16 protein-coding genes are annotated in these 18,168 nt (G+C 66.8%); 6 read left to right on the top strand and 10 right to left on the bottom strand.

What is annotated here, in order from left to right; all coding sequences use genetic code 11:
• Positions 1–47: 47 nt before the first annotated feature.
• The 5 genes from EAX62_RS09310 to EAX62_RS09290 all read right to left on the bottom strand — a co-directional run bounded on the left by EAX62_RS09310 (position 48) and on the right by EAX62_RS09290 (position 5,445).
• Positions 48–872: a helix-hairpin-helix domain-containing protein gene (locus EAX62_RS09310; RefSeq protein WP_121901398.1), complete on the bottom strand. Its 825-nt coding sequence runs from the start codon at positions 870–872 to the stop codon at positions 48–50.
• Positions 873–983: 111 nt separating this feature from the next.
• Complete coding sequence (leuS, locus tag EAX62_RS09305) at positions 984–3,452, bottom strand: leucine--tRNA ligase (protein ID WP_407703325.1); 2,469 nt, start codon at positions 3,450–3,452, stop codon at positions 984–986.
• A gap of 96 nt (positions 3,453–3,548) precedes the next feature.
• Positions 3,549–4,469: a carbohydrate kinase family protein gene (locus EAX62_RS09300; protein ID WP_121901396.1), complete on the bottom strand. Its 921-nt coding sequence runs from the start codon at positions 4,467–4,469 to the stop codon at positions 3,549–3,551.
• Positions 4,470–4,513: 44 nt separating this feature from the next.
• A complete protein-coding gene (locus tag EAX62_RS09295; RefSeq protein ID WP_147454072.1) occupies positions 4,514–4,867 on the bottom strand; it encodes a DUF4192 family protein in 354 nt (117 codons plus the stop codon).
• Positions 4,864–5,445: a DUF4192 family protein gene (locus EAX62_RS09290; RefSeq protein WP_121901394.1), complete on the bottom strand. Its 582-nt coding sequence runs from the start codon at positions 5,443–5,445 to the stop codon at positions 4,864–4,866. Before EAX62_RS09290 ends, EAX62_RS09295 begins: the two co-directional genes overlap by 4 nt.
• Before the next feature lie 108 nt (positions 5,446–5,553).
• On the opposite strand from EAX62_RS09290, the gene EAX62_RS09285 reads away from it, so the two are divergent.
• Positions 5,554–6,276, top strand: a complete 723-nt coding sequence (locus EAX62_RS09285; RefSeq protein WP_147454071.1) for a hypothetical protein — start codon at positions 5,554–5,556, stop codon at positions 6,274–6,276.
• On the opposite strand, the gene EAX62_RS09280 is transcribed toward EAX62_RS09285, so the two are convergent.
• On the bottom strand, positions 6,232–7,254 hold the full coding sequence (locus EAX62_RS09280) for a DMT family protein (RefSeq protein WP_121901392.1): 1,023 nt from the start codon (positions 7,252–7,254) through the stop codon (positions 6,232–6,234). The two genes, EAX62_RS09285 and EAX62_RS09280, sit on opposite strands and share 45 nt — an antisense overlap.
• A 91-nt stretch (positions 7,255–7,345) precedes the next feature.
• Entirely contained in the window at positions 7,346–8,536 is a 1,191-nt protein-coding gene (locus EAX62_RS09275) for a L,D-transpeptidase family protein (protein WP_233557879.1), read from the bottom strand.
• A 252-nt stretch (positions 8,537–8,788) separates the two neighbouring features.
• Here EAX62_RS09275 and EAX62_RS09270 point away from each other — a divergent pair, with 252 nt between their 5' ends.
• The 5 genes from EAX62_RS09270 to EAX62_RS09250 all read left to right on the top strand — a co-directional run bounded on the left by EAX62_RS09270 (position 8,789) and on the right by EAX62_RS09250 (position 14,765).
• On the top strand, positions 8,789–10,279 hold the full coding sequence (locus tag EAX62_RS09270) for a DUF1846 domain-containing protein (RefSeq protein ID WP_121901391.1): 1,491 nt from the start codon (positions 8,789–8,791) through the stop codon (positions 10,277–10,279).
• A 265-nt stretch (positions 10,280–10,544) separates the two neighbouring features.
• Entirely contained in the window at positions 10,545–11,417 is an 873-nt protein-coding gene (locus EAX62_RS09265; protein WP_121901390.1) for a fumarylacetoacetate hydrolase family protein, read from the top strand.
• Between the two features lie 312 nt (positions 11,418–11,729).
• Positions 11,730–12,230 (top strand): ABC transporter permease, encoded by a 501-nt coding sequence (locus EAX62_RS09260; protein WP_325048809.1) that lies wholly within the window; start codon positions 11,730–11,732, stop codon positions 12,228–12,230.
• A gap of 105 nt (positions 12,231–12,335) precedes the next feature.
• Complete coding sequence (locus tag EAX62_RS09255) at positions 12,336–13,826, top strand: FAD-dependent oxidoreductase (protein ID WP_121901389.1); 1,491 nt, start codon at positions 12,336–12,338, stop codon at positions 13,824–13,826.
• Between the two features lie 153 nt (positions 13,827–13,979).
• Entirely contained in the window at positions 13,980–14,765 is a 786-nt protein-coding gene (locus tag EAX62_RS09250) for an SDR family NAD(P)-dependent oxidoreductase (protein ID WP_121901388.1), read from the top strand.
• A 62-nt stretch (positions 14,766–14,827) separates the two neighbouring features.
• Here EAX62_RS09250 and EAX62_RS09245 read toward each other — a convergent pair whose 3' ends face one another.
• The 3 genes from EAX62_RS09245 to EAX62_RS09235 are packed head-to-tail and all read right to left on the bottom strand — an operon-like array spanning position 14,828 to position 18,070.
• Positions 14,828–15,706, bottom strand: a complete 879-nt coding sequence (locus tag EAX62_RS09245) for a 3-methyladenine DNA glycosylase (protein ID WP_199711224.1) — start codon at positions 15,704–15,706, stop codon at positions 14,828–14,830.
• A complete protein-coding gene (locus EAX62_RS09240) occupies positions 15,703–16,401 on the bottom strand; it encodes a M48 family metallopeptidase (protein ID WP_158600610.1) in 699 nt (232 codons plus the stop codon). Before EAX62_RS09240 ends, EAX62_RS09245 begins: the two co-directional genes overlap by 4 nt.
• 52 nt (positions 16,402–16,453) lie before the next feature.
• The gene (locus EAX62_RS09235; protein ID WP_121901385.1) at positions 16,454–18,070 is read right to left on the bottom strand and encodes a uroporphyrinogen-III synthase; all 1,617 of its coding nucleotides are present in this window, start codon (positions 18,068–18,070) and stop codon (positions 16,454–16,456) included.
• Positions 18,071–18,168: the final 98 nt, after the last annotated feature.

Genomic DNA, 18,168 nt, shown 5'->3' with positions numbered 1-18,168 from the left:
ACCCCACGCTGCCGCAGCCAGCGGCGCGAGGCGCCAGTCCTGCGGCTTCACAAGGTCACCAGGGGTTCCAGCTTGGCGAAGCTCTTGGGGCCGATCCCGGAGACTTCCTGCAGTTCTGCCACCGAGGTGAATTCTCCATGCTCTTCCCGCCATGCGAGGATCGCTGAGGCCAGTACAGGGCCCACCCCCGGGAGGTCCTCCAACTGGGATGCCGTGGCCGTGTTGAGGTTCAGGGGGCCTCCGGATTCGCTGGAGAGCGTGGTCCCAGGCTGGTGGTTCACCTCGCCCCGGGGTGCGGCCGTGGTGCCGACGATCACCTGCTGTCCGTCGCTGACGGGGGCAGCGAGATTGAGCTCGGCGGGATCGGCATCCTGCCGGAGCCCGCCAGCTGCAAGGACTGCGTCCTGAACGATTGCACCTGCGGGAATGGTCACGACGCCGGGTGACACCACGGCACCCAGAACGTGGACCCGCACCGGCGGCGGTGGGCTGGGGCCCGGGCTGGGACCGGCGCTGGACACGGAGGGCGACACCACCGGTTCCTGCGGGATGGGAAGTTGACTCGCGGAACTTCGGCCCAGCGCCAGGACAGTCACGGCCACACCGCAGAGCAGCAGGACAAGCACCGCTGCTGCCTGTCGTGTGGTGAGGGAGAACCTGTCGAAGATGCGCACCCCGGCTGGATCACCGGAATGCCCCGGGGGGATGCCCGCCGGAGCCGCCTCGGAGTCCTCAGGTGGAGGTGGGGCGGGACGCTCCGGCGGGGTGGCAGCCCGCCGGGGGGCGCCGAGAGGCTGTTGACCTGCGCTGATGAACGCGAGGCGTGCCCGCGCCAGTTCCTCGTCGAAGCTGGCTCGGGTCCCTGGGCTCATGCCCACCACCTTGGGCGGCAGGGAGGCCCCGTCGCCAGGAACGGCACCTGATGTGGACAAGCCGCCGCCGGGACAGTGTCCCGGCGGCGGCCTGTGACTCGTGCTGGGGGGCTACTTTCCGGGCACCAGACTCAACATCTTGGGCAGGCGTGCGATCACCTTGACCACCTCGCGGCCATCCAGCGAGCGCTTCACGCCCGGATCCGCCAGTGCCAGTTCCAGCGCGGTGTCCTCATCGATGTCAGCGGGGACCTCGATCTTGCCGCGGATCTTGCCCTGGATCTGCACCACCATGGTGGCGGAGTCCTCCACCATGAGGGCGGGGTCGGCCGTGGGCCAGGTGCTGTTGGCGATCGAGGGCGGCAGACCCAACGTCTCCCACATCTCCTCCGCCACGTACGGTGCCACGAGGCTCAGCGACTGCGCCACGAACGCAGCGGCCTCGCGGACGGCCGGGTCGGCCCCGCCCGCCGACCCGTCGATGGCCTTGCGGGTGGCGTTGACCATCTCCATGGTGCGGGCGATCGCCACGTTGAAGCGGCCCGACTCCACCAGGGTGGTGATCTCGGCAATGGCCTTGTGGGTCTGACGTCGCAGGGTCTGGTCACCGTTCCTGAGGTCGGCATCCACCCCGGACGTGACGTCCGCGGCGATCCGGTACGCACGTTGCAAGAACTTCAGCGACGACGCCGGGGACACCTCGGCCCAGTCGATGTCGTCCTCGGGGGGGCCTGCGAACACCATGGTGAGCCGGACAGCGTCGACGCCGAACTCGTCAATCACCTTGCCGAGGTCCACACCATTGCCGAGGGACTTGCTCATGGCTTTGCCCGCGTTGATGACCTGACCCTGGTTCAGAAGGCGCTGCATGGGCTCGTCAAAGGAGACCAGACCCATGTCGCGCAACACCTTGGTGAAGAACCGCATGTAGAGGAGGTGCAGGATGGCGTGCTCCACTCCACCCACGTACTGCGCCACCGGCATCCAGTCGGCCACCGCCTGCGGGTCGAACGGACCCTCGGTGTAGTGGGGTGAGCAGTAGCGGAAGAAGTACCAGGACGAGTCCACGAACGTGTCCATGGTGTCGGTGTCGCGGGTGGCGCGCCCGCCGCACGCAGGGCAGGCAACGTTCACCCAGTCCGTGGCGGACGCGAGCGGGGAGGTGCCCTTGGGTGACAGGGCGGCACCGCGCATGTCCGGCAGCCGGACGGGCAGCTGCTCCTCGGGAACGGGGACATCCCCGCACTTCCCGCAGTGGATGATGGGGATGGGACAGCCCCAGAAACGCTGGCGTGACAGCAGCCAGTCGCGCAGCCGGTACTGGATGGTGCCTGTGCCGGCACCGTCGGCTTCGAGCTCCTGGATGATCCTGGACACGCCCGAGGCCTTGTCGGTCAGGCCGTTGAGCAGGCCGGAGTTCAGGTAGGCGCCGTCCCCAACGGTGGCTATGCCGGTCTCCGCCGGGTCAGTGCCATCGACGTCGAGCACGGTGACCACGGGAAGGTCGTAGGTGCGGGCGAAGTCGAGGTCGCGCTGGTCGTGGGCGGGGACAGCCATGATGGCGCCCGTGCCGTAATCGGCCAGCACATAGTCCGCCGCCCAGATGGGAACCTGCTTGCCGTTGACGGGGTTGGTGGCGTACACGCCCAGAAAGACGCCGGTCTTGGGGTGGTCCGTGGACTGCCGCTGGATCTCGGTTTGCTTCTTCACCTTGTCCGCGTACGCCTCGAAGGCGGGTCGCTGATCGTCGGAGACCAGCTCGGAGGCCAGTGCCGCATCTGGCGCCACGGCCATGTAGGTGGCACCAAAGAGGGTGTCCGGACGCGTGGTGAACACGGTGATGGGCTCGTCGCGGCCATCCACCGTGAACTTGACGTGGGCACCCTCCGAGCGTCCGATCCAGTTGCGCTGCATCGCCAGCACGTGGTCCGGCCAGCCGCCCTCCAGCTGCGACATGTCATCCAGCAGCTGCTCGGCGTAGTCAGTGATCTTGAAGTACCACTGGTTCAGCTTGCGTTTGGTCACCTCCGCGCCGCATCGTTCGCAGAAGCCACCCACGACCTGCTCGTTGGCGAGCACCGTCTGATCAGAAGGGCACCAGTTCACGAACGAGTTCTTGCGGTAGGCAAGGCCACGCTCACGGAACTTCAGGAACAGCCACTGTGTCCAGCGGTAGTACTCCTCGTCGGAGGTGTGGAGGCGTCGCGACCAGTCCAGCGACAGACCGTAGCGGCGCAGGGACCGCGCCTGGGTCTCGATGTTGTTGTACGTCCAGGTGGCGGGGTGCGTGTTGGCTTTGATGGCGGCATTCTCAGCGGGCAGCCCGAAGGAGTCCCAGCCGATGGGGTGCATGACGTCATAGCCCTGCAAGCGCCAGAACCGGGAGAGCACGTCGCCCATGGCGTAGGCCTCGGCGTGGCCCATGTGAAGGTCGCCGGACGGGTAGGGGAACATGTCGAGGACGTAGCGGCGTTCACGGCTGCCGTCGTCCCGCGGGCGGAAGGTCTCGTCCTCCTCCCAGAATGCCTGCCACTTCTCCTGGGCCTGCACCCGGTCGAAGCTTCTTGACGTCTGGTCCACGTCCTGGGTCACGAATGCTCCTTGGTTGATCTCGCGTACGCACGCACACACGCCCGCTCAATATACAGTCGCCCACCGGCCACCCCGACGACCGCGTCAGCGCGCGAGGAACGCCTCGAGCTCCGCTGAGGTGGGGGGGTTGGCACCCTTGCGGCTGCACACCAGCGCGGCGGCCGCGGCCCCCCGTGTGAGGGCTGCCTCGACGTCCATGGGGTCATCCGCGTAGGCACTGAGGAATCCCGCCATGAACGTGTCACCGGCACCGACGGTGTCGACGAGTTCCACCTGGTATCCGGGAACACGTGCGTGGCGGCCGTCAGGCTTGACAGCAGCCACGCCGTCGGCGCCGAGAGTCACCACGAACATCGAGAGTCCGTACTCGGCTGCCCACGCCTCCGCGTAGGACAGCGGATCGTCGTCGTCGACGAGCCAGTTGATGTCCTCGTCGCTGGCCTTGACGATTCCCCCACCTGATCCGACGGCCGCCATGAGATCTGCGACGTGATGGAAGTAGGCGCTGCGGTCCGGCTGCACACTGGGGCGAACGTTGATGTCGTAGCTGACAGTGGCCGGCGTCGCCGCCACGAAATCGAGCAACGGCTTCGCACCGGGACCCACCACGGCGGCGATGGACCCGAAGTGGAGCCAGTCGTCCTCGGAGAGGGCGGGCAGCTCAGACGGACGCCATCCGAAGTTCGAGGTGCCGTCGAAGTGGAACGTGTACTGGGCCTTGCCGTCGTCGTCGAGGGACACCACGGCCATCGACGTGGCCTGGTCCGTACGCACCATCAGTTCGGTGCCCACCTCGTTGGCGTCCAGCCAGCGCTCGATCTGTCGGCCGAACGCATCGCCACCCAACCGGCCGAGGAACTGGACGTCCTCCCCGAGGCGCGTGAGCGCCACGGCCGTGTTCATGGGCCCGCCCCCCGCCAGGGCCGTCCACCGGGTCTCTGCCGGGGACACCACCTCCGCCGGGAGCATGTCCACCAAGGCCTCACCGCACACCACGAATCGCATGGCGACACTCTACGGCCAAGCCACGGCTTGGTAGGGCAGGGGGGTCACAGGTCCCAGATGCCCGGCGGCGCCGCTTTGTGGTGCATGGCCACCAGCAACGGCATGAGGGGGTGGCACGGGTCCAGGGATTCGAGCTGCCCCAGGCAGTCGCTCTGTTGCGCACCCTCCCCGTCGAGCCAGCACGCCAGGACCAGCAGGGCCAGAACATTGGGGGCCACAGTGTCGTCGCTGACCCGGCGTGCTGCGGCGAGGCGGGGCCGGAGTCGCTCGGCACTGCTGGTGCTGAGTTGGGCCAGCACCTCCCCGAACAGTTCTTCATCCTGCAGCAGGAGTGCCAGTTCCGTGGGGTCGGATCCCGGCTGGTCGTCGCACGCCACGTGTCGGGACAACAGCATCATTCGTTCATCCGCGGACAGGGCGGCAAGTCTCTGCGCGGCTGCCAGCCCGCTCCCGGACAGCGCGCGACGAGGGAGGCGGGCTCCGGTGGCCGGACTGCCTGCACGGCTTCCTCACGGCAGGTGTCAACGTTGACCCCCGAGTACACGGCCTGTGCAGCGAAGTTACTGGAGGCGTAGGAGTAGGAGACGCCGCCGGGGGGTGCCAGCATCCCCGCATGCACGTACCAGAACAGGTCGCCATCGGTGACCAACGATTCGGCGACGATCTCCTCACCGAGCACCGCAACGAGTTCCTCCACCGCCAGCGAGCCCGCCTCGGGATCCGCGGTGTAGGCGAGGACGGCCACGCGGCAACCGGCGCATCTGATCACGGCGTTCTCCAACTGGTCCACCACCTCACCGAACCTGAAGTCGTTGGTGAACCAGTCCAGGTCCATCCGCGCGCAGAATTCGACCCTTGTGCCCCGCACGCCCAGGACGACACAGGATTCCCGTGGATGGAACCCCAACATGATGACGGGTATGGCTAGCAGGTCCGCGCTGGTGGTGCCGTGAAGTCGTGTGATCTCGGTGCTCATGGACGGCACCTTGGTCGGCGTGCCCGCGGGATCGCCAGGACGGTGGGTGCAGTGTGGAGAAGACGCTGCCGCGGATGCCCACCATCGATGGGTATCGTGGGGCCCACCATGAGCAACCAACAGTGGCCGCCGCCCCCGGGCAACGGCCCTCCGCAGGGCAACAGACCTTCGCAGGGCAACGGCGCGAGACCCGGCCCCCCTGACCAGTCGCCGTGGGCCCAGCCCGACGCCCGATGGAGTCCCCAGAGCTACCGGGACTCGCAGGCGCGTGATCCCCAGAAGCCCTTCGGTCAGCCGACGACACCCGCTCCCGCCCCGGGCATCGACCAGTTCGAGCCGCCGCCGCGGTTCACCAGGAAGACCCTCGGCTGGGGTGTGGGCATCGTCGCAACCATCGTCGTCCTGGTTCTCGTGCTGCAACTCACCGGCAGCTTCACCCCCACCGATCCCACCCCCTCGGCCTCCCCCAGCGCGGCTGTGACGGAAGGCGCCAGCCCTGTACCCGCAGCGACGGGCGGGACCTCCATTCCGTTCGAGGGCAATGGCACGGGCCTGTTCGAGATCCTGTCGCAGGAGTGGACCGACACAGGCCTGAGCATCACGTACCAGATCACGTTGGACGAGGGGCAGGGCGAACGCAGCTTCTCCCTCTACATGTTCACCAACTCCACGCTGGAGGTGGCCGACCCGCTCAATTCCGAGCTGGCTGTTGCCGCCTCAGGGAAGCCGTTCACGGGCACGGTGGAGTTTTCCGTGGTGAGGGCGAAAAGCACGCTGGTGCTGGCATCAGGATTCGGTGCCGCGCTGACCGCGCTTCCCATCCCCGACTGAGTCCTCCCGGTGGACACCGGGAGACCGCTCCCCCATCTTCAGGGCATGGGCGGCGGCGAGTGCCTGCGCGGCGTCCTCCGCAGCCTTTCGCCGCTCCTCCACAGCATCCGGATGGTCTCGGGATAGGAGCACGACGCCGTAGACGGCCACCGCACCCGAGACGACCATGCCGATGCCCGGCCCGATGCCCATCCCGTAGCCCTCACCCAGCACGACCAATCCGAAGACGACGGCCACGAACGGGTCCACCGTCGTCATGGTGCCCACCGTGATCTCGGCGGGCCCGGAGGCGTATCCCTGTTGGATCATCCACACGCCGAGGGCATAGCAGGCCAGCATGAACCCGATCACGGCCAGGACCCGCCAGTGCGTCAGCGAGAAGCCGTGGCTCTGCACCAGGTTCATGGCCGCCTTCATCATGCCCGAGGCCAGACCGTAGAAAATGGCGCCCACAGACGACCACAACATGGCCTTGGACCAGCCCGGAGCCTTGAGAGCAAACCCCGAGAGGACTGCGCACAGCAGCAGAACAACGACGAACGAGATGAGGATGGGGGCGAATTCAAACGGCGTGTCCCCTTTGGCGAACAGCGACGAGAAGACGGTGAAGCCCACGACGCCCAGGACGGTCACCGACACCGCCGTCCAGATCCGGGAGGGCACCTTGTGCCCGTGGATCTTGGCGGCCAGCAGCACCGACCACGGAACCGCGAGGATTCCGACGGGCTGGACGACTGCCACCGGTGCCATGCTGAGGGCGAACAGGTGCAGTGCGGCGCCGCTGAACACGAACACCAGGCCGAGGAGCCACTTGCGGATCTTGAAGAGCCGCAGCATGCCACTCATGGTGAGCCGGTTCGACGAGGTTGTGCTGGACGGGTCGAAGGTGCTCTTGACGCCGAGGTGCTGCAGTGTCGCCCCACTGGCAAAAAGAAACGACCCTATGACCTGCAGCCCAATGGCCAGAGCAATGTTCACGAGCAACCTTCCGAAGTGCGTGTGCGCCGATGATGACGATAGTCGAATCCCCGGTTGATCAGTATCAGACCCGGGTCTGTCCTTCCCCGGGTCATCCCGGGTAGACGATCACCGTGTCCCCCACCGAGGTGGCGTCGAACAGCGCAGAGACGGCGTCCTTGTTCCGCACGTTCACACAACCGTGGGAGGAGCCGTTGTATCCTCTGGCCGCAAAGTCCGCGGAGAAGTGCACGGCCTGTCCTCCGGAGAAGAACAGGGCGTAGGGCATGGCGGTCTTGTACAGGCTGGAGACGTGGTTCTTCGACTTCCAGTTCACCGAGAACGCACCGTTGCGGGTGGGGGTCAGCTCCGAGCCGAAACGCACGTCCATAGTCAACTTCACCTGGCCGTCCACCACGAACGCCAGCTTCCGTTGCTTCTTGGAAATGCACACCACCCGCCCGCTGAGGCAGCGGTCATCGAGCGTCATCCCCTCCGTCCTCGGCTTCGGGGCCACGTTGTTGAGTTCGTCGGTGGTGGGCGTGCGCGTCATGGCGTGCAGGCGGTCGATGGTGCGCTGATCCACCTCACCCGTCACCGGTATCCCACGCTTGCCCTGGAACCCCGTCACGGCCTCGAGGGTCTGCGCTCCGTAGACCCCGTCGATCAGCGCGTCGTACCACGCGACCTGCTTCAGCCGCGCCTGCAGATCCTTCACAGTCTCGCCCCTGGCGCCCGAGGCCAGCAGGGCGGGCCCCGGCTTGAGCACGTTGTACATCTCGTCGCGTGTGGGGGTTCTGGTCATTTCGACGAGCCTGTCCCATGTTGCGTCGTCGACGAAGCCGAGCGCTGGTAGGCCGCGCTTGGTCTGGAACCCCTCCACTGCGAGTTGTGTCTGCTCGCCGAAGTTGTCCGTGATTTTTCCGGAGTACCACTCCAGCTGCATCAGCCGGTGCTGGAGGTCACGGACGTCATCGCCGGCATCGCCGGGCGCCAGGATGGCCTCGGGGAGCAGGGTCAGCGACGGCGTGACGCTCGTCAGGGACTCGCTCATGCTGGGGGCCGTCTCCGGGCCCTCGCCGTCCTGTGTCCCCGTGCTCGGGCTCGCTCCTGCGGTCTTCGTGGGGCTTGGCGGGGTGCCGTCCTGCGGCGTCGCCGTGGGAACGGCCGAGGAGGCAGGCTCCGTCGACTGCTCCACCACCGGCTCGGGCAGCGCCAGAGGTGCGGGGGCGCAGGCCGCCACGCAGAGCAGGAGAAGCGGCGCCAGGACGGCGCCCATACGGCGGGGGGAGAACAGCGACACAGCCGAACCTTCGCGACGGGGGTTGCTGCGGGGCAGCACTTCGGCCCCAGAGTACGGGCCAGTGCTGCTGGATGACCGCGGCACACGCCAGTGAGTGGCTGATTGCCCGCAGTGCACCGCCCACGAGTGATGGTGCATGGGTTTCGTGCGCCGCTGACCCCCGACGACGGCGGAGCGACGCTCCTTGGGCGATCGCGCGTCGCAGACTCCGGGGGCCGGTCGGTATGATCCGCTGGGACCGGGAGGAACAGCATGCACAGGATCGGATTCGATCGCGAGAAGTACCTCGCACTTCAGTCCCACCACATCGACGCCCGGCGCAAGCAGTTCGGCGGCAAGCTCTACCTGGAACTCGGCGGGAAACTGTTCGATGACCTTCACGCGTCCCGCGTACTGCCGGGCTTCACCCCCGACAACAAGATCGCGATGCTCGCGGAACTCAAGGACGACCTCGAGATCATCATCGCCATCAGCGCCCGTGACCTGGCCCGCCACAAGATGCGGGCCGACCACGGCATCTCCTACGACGAGGACGTCCTCCGCCTCGTCGACGGGTTCAGGGCCCACGGCCTGTACGTGGGCAGCGTCGTCATTTCGCGGATGACCGAGGACAACGGCAACGCCCGGGCCTTCAAGCGCAAGCTCGAAAAGCTGGGGCTGAAGGTGTACCGCCACTACCCGATCAAGGGCTACCCCAACGACATCGCCCACATCGTCAGCGACCAGGGATACGGAAAGAACGACTACGTGGAGACAACCCGCGACGTCGTCGTCGTCACGGGCCCCGGCCCTGGCAGCGGCAAGATGGCCACCTGCCTGTCGCAGATGTACCACGACCACACACGCGGCATCAGCTCCGGCTACGCGAAGTTCGAGACCTTCCCGATCTGGAACCTGCCTCTGGACCATCCAGTCAACGTTGCCTACGAGGCGGCCACAGCCGATCTCGATGACGTCAACATGATCGACCCGTACCACCTCGCCGCCTACGGGAAACAGGCCATCAACTACAACCGGGACGTGGAGATCTTCCCGGTGTTGAACCTGATGTTCCAGCGGATCCTGGGCACCTCCCCGTACAAGTCACCCACTGACATGGGCGTGAACATGGTGGGGGCCTGCATCTCCGACGACGAGGCGTGCAGGGAGGCCTCCAGACAGGAGGTGATCAGGAGATGGTTCGCCGCCCTCGTGGAGGAGAAACGCGACCAGCTGGAACCCGACGAGTCGGACCGGATCGCCCTGCTCATGAGTTCGCTGGGGATCAGCAAGCTTGACCGCGCGGTTGTCGAGCCGGCCCTGAAGGTTGCCAGGCGCACGCAGGCACCCGCGGCGGCCATCGAACTACCAGACGGCCGCATCATCACCGGCAAGACATCACCCCTGCTGGGCGCATGCTCCGCCATGCTCCTCGACGCACTCAAGACGCTGGCGGGCATCGATCCCTCCGTCAAGCTCCTCTCCCCCGAGGCCATCGAGCCGATCCAGGAACTCAAGACCCAACACCTCGGGAGCAAGAATCCGCGTCTCCACACCGACGAGGTCCTCATCGCCCTGGCGGTCAGCGCCAACGTCGACCCCCACGCGAAACGGGCCCTGGCCGAACTGCGGCACCTCCGCGGCTGCGACGCCCACTCCGCCGTGATCCTCGGTCCCGTGGACCGGGGCATCCTTCGCAACCTTGGCGTCCTGGTCACCAGCGAGCCGGTCTACCAGACGAAGAACCTCTACCGGAAGCGCTGATCAGGAACCCGGTCTGGCGGGCAGACACACTGCCCATCGCCATGACGCGGGGTGGCCCGATCCGGGTCCTGCGACCGCTGACGGAAGGCGATGACGTGTGACTCCACGTGTGCATGGAGCCCGGGCAACGTCGGCAGATGCCGATCCAGCGGGTGCATGAAGGCCCTGAAGCCGACTGAGACCAACTGGTCTGCCGACCCACGGCTGGGCGCGCTACCCAACAACCCCACCGGCTGATGCCGACACAGGAAAGAGACGCAGAACCATGAAACTTGTACGCATAGGCAGCATCGGCCGGGAAACCCCCGGGGTCCTGGTGGACGACGAGACCTTCGTGGATCTGTCCGACGTCGTCGTCGACTTCAACGAAGCCTTCTTCCGCTCCGGGTCACTGGCCACCCTGGGTGAACTGGTAGCCGAGCGGATCGCCACCAACCGGAGCGAACCCCTCGACGGCCGACGTTTCGGCGCGCCCATCGCCCGCCCGCACCAGATCCTCTGCATCGGACTGAACTACAGCGACCACGCCGCCGAGACTGGCCAGGCCGTACCGGACGAGCCGATCCTGTTCACCAAGTCCCCCAACACGCTCGTGGGTCCGGACGACGACGTCGTCATCCCGCGGGGTTCGGAGAAAACCGACTGGGAGGTGGAGCTCGGCATCGTCATCGGGCGCCACTGTTCGTACCTGGCGGATGAAGCAGAAGCCGCAGCCTCCATCGCCGGCTACGTGCTGGTCAATGATGTGAGCGAACGGGCCTGGCAGCTGGAACGCAACGGCCAGTGGTCCAAGGGCAAGTCGGCACCCACCTTCAACCCTGCCGGACCCTACCTGGTCACTCCCGACGAGATCGGGGACCCACTGGACCTCGACATGTGGCTCGACATCGACGGCACGCGCCTGCAGACCGGGTCCACCTCCAGGATGGTCTTCTCGCCCACGTTCATCGTCCACTACCTGAGCCAGTTCATGGCTCTGGAGCCCGGTGACCTCATCAACACCGGCACCCCTCCCGGGGTCGGCATGGGACAGTCGCCGCAGTTCTACCTCAAGGGTGGCGAGGTCATGAACCTCGGCATCACCCGCCTCGGCACCCAGACGCAACACGTCATCCGCCACACCGACCCAGCCCGCTGATGCGTGCGCTCGTCGTCACCGCTCCACGCCGGGCCGAGGTGGTGGAGGTCCCCGCCCCGTTCCCTGCGCCCGGGCAACTCCTGGTGGACGTGGAACGGGTCGGGATCTGCGGCACCGACGTCGAGCTGTACACCGCTGAGATGGCCTACGTCGGCCAGGGCTCACCCATTTCCCCTGCGGCTCGGCCACGAGTGGGTTGGACGGCTCCAGCGAGTCCTACGTCAACTACATGATTCCCGGCATCCTGCTCATCACCATCGCCTCCGGCATCGCCTACACGGCGTACCGGCTGTTCCTCGCGTGAAGGGCGGCATGTGTGAACGCTTCCGCTCCATGGCGATTGCCAGATCAAGCCCGCTCTGGGCGCACGTCCTCACCTCTGTGGCCGCGAACGTGGTCTCGACAGCAGTGGTCACCGGTGTTGCGCTGATCATGGGGTTCCGCACGAGGGCATCCGTGGGCGCGTGGCTCGCCGTTGCCGGCATCCTGATCCTTTTCACACTGACATTGACATGGGTCGCCGTGATCGCGGGACTTTTAGCCACAACCATCGACGGGGCCAGCGCGTTCAGCTACCCGCTGATCTTCCTCCCCTTCATCAGTTCGGCGTTCGTGCCCACCGAATCGATGCCCGGACCGGTCGCAGGGTTCGCTGAGAACCAGCCCGTGACCCCGATCGTGAACACCCTCCGAGCTCTGTTCACCCAGTCTCCCGTAGGCGGTGACATGTGGATCGCGCTTGCCTGGCTCGTCGGCGTCCTGATCGCCGCCCACGTCACCGCCACGAGGATCTACCGGCGAAGGATCTCGTGACGGCATGACCCGCTGGTGGGGCCACCGAATCCCCCGTCCGGGGCGAGACGCCCACCTGAATAGCCGAAACGACTCCTTCTGCCCGGGCGCGGGCGATGATGAGGGATGGACTCACTATGGCTGGCCACCCACCGACTCCCACCTTCCCCGGACGAGTTCACGAAGGGCACCCACTACGACACCATTGTCGCCGGGGGCGGACTCACCGGACTCGCCACCGCCGCCCAACTTGCCCGTGCGGGGCACCGCGTTGCCGTACTGGAGGCGCGGTTCGTCGGCGCCGTCACCACCGGCAACACCACGGGAAAACTGTCCCTCCTCCAGGGCACCACCCTCCACCAGATCCGCCACTTCCATTCGGACAAGGTGCTGCGCGCCTATGTGGACGGAAACAGGGAGGCCCAGGCCTGGCTGCTGCAGTACCTGGCTGAGCGTGACGTCGCCGTCCAGCAGCGAAACGCCTACACCTACGCCACCACCCCCGACGGGACAACCACCCTGAAGAAGGAACATGAGGCCGCCCTGGCCGCAGGTCTGGAAGTCACCTGGTCCGAGGAGAGCGAACTGCCCTTTGCGGTGACCGGCGCCATTGCACTGGCCGATCAGGCGCAGTTCCAGCCCATGGAGGTCCTCGCGGCACTGGCGGACGACCTGCGGGAGCGCGGCGGAGTCATCATCGAGGGCGTGAGGGTGACCGGCGCCAAGGGCTCCCACGCACCGATCACGGTGGAGACCTCACGTGGCGACGTCACCGCCGATCACCTCATCCTGTGCACTGGCTTCCCGGTCCTCGACCGCGGTGGGTACTTCGCCAAACTGACGCCGTTGCGCTCCTACGCCCTGTCCTTCCGGGTCCCGGGTGCCCCGACGTCGCTGCCACAGGGGATGTACCTCAACGCCGAGGAGCCCACCCGCAGCCTGCGCACAGCACCGACCGGCGACGATGAACTGCTGCTCGTCGGCGGCAACGGACACGTGGTGGGTCGCTCCGACTCCACCCAGGCCGCCGTCGATGACCTCGAGGCGTGGACTCAGGAACACTTCCCCGGTGCAGAACGAACGCACGCCTGGTCATCGCAGGACTACCAGTCGCTCAACCGGGTTCCCTTCATCGGCAAGATGCCACGCGGTCATGGAAACATCTGGATGGGCACCGGCTACAACAAGTGGGGCATGACGAACGCCGTGGCTGCAGCCCTGTCGATCAGCACCCAGATTCTTGGCGGCACCATGGAATGGTCCGACGTACTCGACCATCGAGTGACCAAGCCCGCAGGATTGGCCTCGACAGCCAAGATCATGGCGGGTGTCGGGACACACCTCATGAAGGACTGGGTGCAATCAGAGCTTCACGCCCTGCCCGACGGCGACCCGGCGGAAGGCATGGGGGTGGTGGGACGAGTGGGAGCGACACCGACGGCGCGGTCCACCGTGGATGGGAAGACCTGCCAGGTCTCCGGCGTGTGCACCCACATGGGAGGGATTTTGCACTGGAACGACGCCGAGAAGTCGTGGGACTGCCCGCTGCACGGCTCACGTTTCGCCCCCGACGGGAAGGTCCTGGAGGGTCCGGCCACCCAGGACCTCCCCGACTGACAGCTTCATCGGACGTGCACCACACGAGGCAGCCAGGGCCCTGCGTCGCGCCGGTGCAACTCGACACGTCCTCCTCTCAGGACCACGCCCGCCACGCCGTCGCACACCCGGGACTAAAATCTCGTTGACGACGATGCACGGGAGGTCGGGGGAATGGGCAAGCTCGCGGACACAGTGGTGGTGGTCACCGGGGCCAGCCGAGGTCTCGGTGCAGCCATGGCGACCGGATTCGCCTCCGAAGGGGCCTCGGTGGTTCTGGCCGCCAGAACCGTTGCGGATCTGGAGAGCGTCGCGGCGCGATGCCGTGAGGCGGGGGCCGTCCGTGTGGAGGTCATTCCCACCGACGTCACCCGGGAGGACCACGTCAACGCGCTCGTGCAGACCACGCTGGAGCGGCTCGGCCGCCTCGATGTCTTCGTCGCCAACGCGGGCATTGCGGTGCCCGGCATCACCGACAAGCGCATGACGACGCTCGACACCTACGAACTCGATGTCGTTGAGCGCCTCATCGCAGTGAACACCGTGGGGATGTGGCTGTCCATGAAAGCCGCTCTCCCCGTCATGCCCGCAGGGGGCAGCTTCATCGCCATCGGATCCGAACTCGGGAGGCTGGCCGGGGCCGGCGCCGGGGTGTATGCCATCACCAAGGCGAGCGTGGATCTGCTGGTCCGGATCGCCGCAGCCGAGTCAGCGGAACGCGGGGTACGGGTCAACTGCCTCTCTCCCGGAGGCATGGTCGACACCCACCTGTTCGGTCCCGGCGGGATGCCTGCCCACATCAAGGCTCACGCCCCGTGGTCTGAGCCGACGGTTATTGTCCCCGCGGCCGTCTGGCTGGCCTCCCGTGACTCGGACGGTGTCACGGGCAAACGCCTGGCGGGCACGGACTTCAACAGGACTCCTCCGAAGGATCTCCGCGCCACACTGCAGGACGCGTAACCGTCGCCCAGCGCCGGGCGGGACCGCCAGCATCATGCCTCCCACGTGGTCGGCGTGGGCCGTCAGGAACGGACGAGTTGTCTGATGGTGATGAGTTCCTGCGTCACGGCCACGAGTTCTCGTCGCAGTGGCTGGGCCCGCTCAGCAAACCCTTTCTGCACGTCGGCGTATTCGGCGCGACCTTCCGGCGTCTCCACCCGGACCGGGTCCAGCCCCCATTCGGTCAGGTCATAAGCACTGGCCTGCATGTCCACCACCCGGATGTCACGGGCGAGCACGAACGTGTCGAACAACAACTCCGAGGACACTGCCGGCGACAACTTCCCAGCCCATTTGTACAAGTCCATGTTGACGTGGAGGCAGCCGGGTTGGTCGAACTCGGCCTGCCGCTCGCGCGTCGGCTGCACCAGGTTCAGCGGCTTTGCTGCAGGAGTGAAGAACCGGAACGCATCTATGTGGGAACAGCGGCAGCCCACCTCTTCGACGATCCGCGACACCTCCTCGGGCGGGAAGCGCAACGGCAGATACGGATGCCTGGTTTGCTCCTGCGCCAGACCCAGAACCATGGCCCACTCATGCATGCCGAAACACCCGAAGCGTGGAGTTTGCCCGAGTGCCGCCGTCAACAAGGTGTGCGCGGTGTCGACGGTGGGGCCACGCTGCGCGAGGAACGCCGGGACGTCGAGCACCGCCCTGTTCTCCCGCACCCTGTAGAACCGGCGGTCCGCGTACTCGGGGGCATCCATCAGGTCCACCCCCATGCCCGGATGCCACACCCTCAGCTGGGCTGGGCGCACGCTGTAGTAGTGGAACAGAAAATCGTCCACGGGGTGCGCGGTTCCGCTGTCGCGACGAGCGAGGATGTCAGCCAGTTCGGTGTCGACGCGCTCGGCATGCTCTGCGGCACTCTCCCTCCACTCGGAACCGCTGAGGACCGTCACGGGCCCTCCCTCAGCAGCATCCGCCTGGCCTGCCAGTCGGGCAGAAGACGCGACATGTGTGCCTTGAACACGGGGCCGTGGCCCCGCTCCAGCAGGTGCACCAGTTCGTGCACGACCACGAACTCAAGGGCTTCCGGAGGGAATTTTGCAAGGGCCGTGTTGAAGGTGATCACGGCGGTCGCGGTGTTGCAGCTCCCCCACCGCGAGGTCATGCGGCGCATCCTGATGCCGGCGGCCCGACGTCCCACGCGGGGTTGCCACTCCTCCAGCAGACGCTTCAGCGCCGGCTCCAGCTCGCGCCGGTGGAGGGCGTCGAGTGCCCGACGCGCCGCATCCTCGTCACCATCCGGGCAGAGGATGTGGACCCGGCCGTCCGTGTGGCGGGCGTACGCACGGGAGGCGTCCTCGACCACCAGTTCGGTCCACGCACCCCAGAGGCGTACCCTGCCACCCGTGTCGAGGCGCTGCGGCCGGGGTGACCGGAGGCGTACGGCCGTCCGGGTCCGCAGAATCCAGCCGTGGTGCTGATCCACGAACTGCTCGATGACGTGTTCGGGGGTCCCGAACGGTGCAGAGATGGCCACGGCACCATCAGGGGGCAGGATTCGCAGGCGCAATCGTTTCATGGCCTTGTACGTGACGACGGCGTCGTAGCCATCCATCTGCAGCAGGTCGCTGACGGTCGTCCCATCCATGGCGATGATCATACGGGCGCCCCCCGACAGTGACTGTCGGGGAGGCCCGCCATCAGGACTGCTGTGACCGTCGCTCGATGATCCCGCGCAGCAACTCCACGGTGTCCTCCGGCAGGTAGGAGCCGGTCTCCCCCGCCACGTCGACGCGCACGCGCTTCAACACCGCCGCTGCGGAGTCGCCGACGGCGATGACGGCCGTCTCAGGATTCCAGCCCAGCAGACTGCTGACCGCCAGGGCACTTGAACCGGATGCGATGACGATGGCGTCGTAGCGGGAGTCCTTCCAGGCCTCGACGACCTCGGCGGGGGCCGATTCGACGACCTTCATGGTGTAGACCGGCACCAGTTGGGCGGTGTAGCCCTTGGCCTGCAGTGACGCCACGAACGTGGGCGCCAGGAGAGCAGAGCCGGGGACCAGCACGTTGCCGGTGCCCTCGGGCCAGATGTCGAGCAGCGCGTTGACGCCCCATCCCTGCGTGGGGACGAGGTCGACGGTGTAGCCGAGGTCCACGAGGGCATCGGCGGTGCCGGGGCCGACGGCGGCCACCTTCGCGCCGCGGGGCAGGGTCCACCCCAGCTCCCGGATGCTGTCGACGGCCCGACGGGACGTGAACGCCACCCAATCGGCACCCTCCAACGTGCTGCTGACGCTGAGCACGTCGCGTCGCTGCAGAGGGACGGCGTCGACGGTGATCCCGTGGGCGCGCAGTCCGAGCGACATGCGACCCTCTTCCCGAGGTACGAGTACGCGGGCCTGGCAGATGTCCGTGGTGACGGGGCGGTCCTCGGTCTGGACTTCGTGGACGGGGGCCTGTTCTCGGCCGATCTGCTCGGCGCCGCGCATGCGAAGGGCCTCGGCGGCGCGCTGACCGCAGCGAATCGCGTGGAACTCGGAGGTGGGCATGCCCATCTGCACGCTCATGCCCTGCGAACCGTCGTGCGGAATCACCTCCACCTTCAGGGTCAGCAGGCCACTGCGCTGTGCAAACGCACCCACGGATACGGACTCGTGCACGTTGAGAGCAGCGCGGGCGGCACGCTCGGTGATGGCACAGATACGGCTGTCCTGATCGTCGAACTGGGCCAGCAACTCCACCAGATCGGTGTCCACCTCCCGGCATTCGTATCCGACGGCGCCCAGCCCGGGCGCCGAGACGAACGGCACGTAGTCCGTGATGGCCTCCTCGCGGCCGATCACGAAGATGTCCGCGGCGCTGGCGACGACGCCGTCGAGCGTGCCAGCTGCAACGCGGTCGAGACAGACGGACAGGCTGGGTTTCAGGTCCTCGAAGTCCATCTCAGCACGCAACCGCCGCACGTTTGCTCGGCGAAGCGGACCCTGGGTGGCCAGGACTGATCCGTCCGGAAGTCCCGACAGCTGGAGCCCGTCCCGGGCGCACAACGCATCGCGTGCATCGCCGCGCACGGGGATGGCAGCCAGCTTCAGACCCGGCACGGACCCGGTGGGCATGCGGTTCATGCGGTGGATGGCCACATCGAAATCGTCTCGCAGCAAGCCGAGCCGTAACTGTCCGATGCTCTCCCTGTCGCCTGTGTCAGGCAGCAGGACGATCTCCACGTCGTGCCCCTTGGCCCGCAACTGCTCGGCCAAGTCATCGGCCCGCGCCACGGACACGTCGGACTCCTTGGCCCCCACCCTGATCCTCATGAATTCCCTTTCCCGGCACCGCCCACTCGTCGACGTCGATGTGCGCCCCGGCGCGGTACCAGGGCTCAGCCTACTCAAGGCCCCGGGGCATGCACGGG

Origin of the sequence: Tessaracoccus antarcticus (assembly GCF_003688855.1) — a bacterium.
GTDB classification, from domain to species: domain Bacteria; phylum Actinomycetota; class Actinomycetes; order Propionibacteriales; family Propionibacteriaceae; genus Arachnia; species Arachnia antarctica.
Note: the sequence above shows the minus strand (reverse complement) of the source record. Positions and strands in the feature narration are given on the sequence as shown.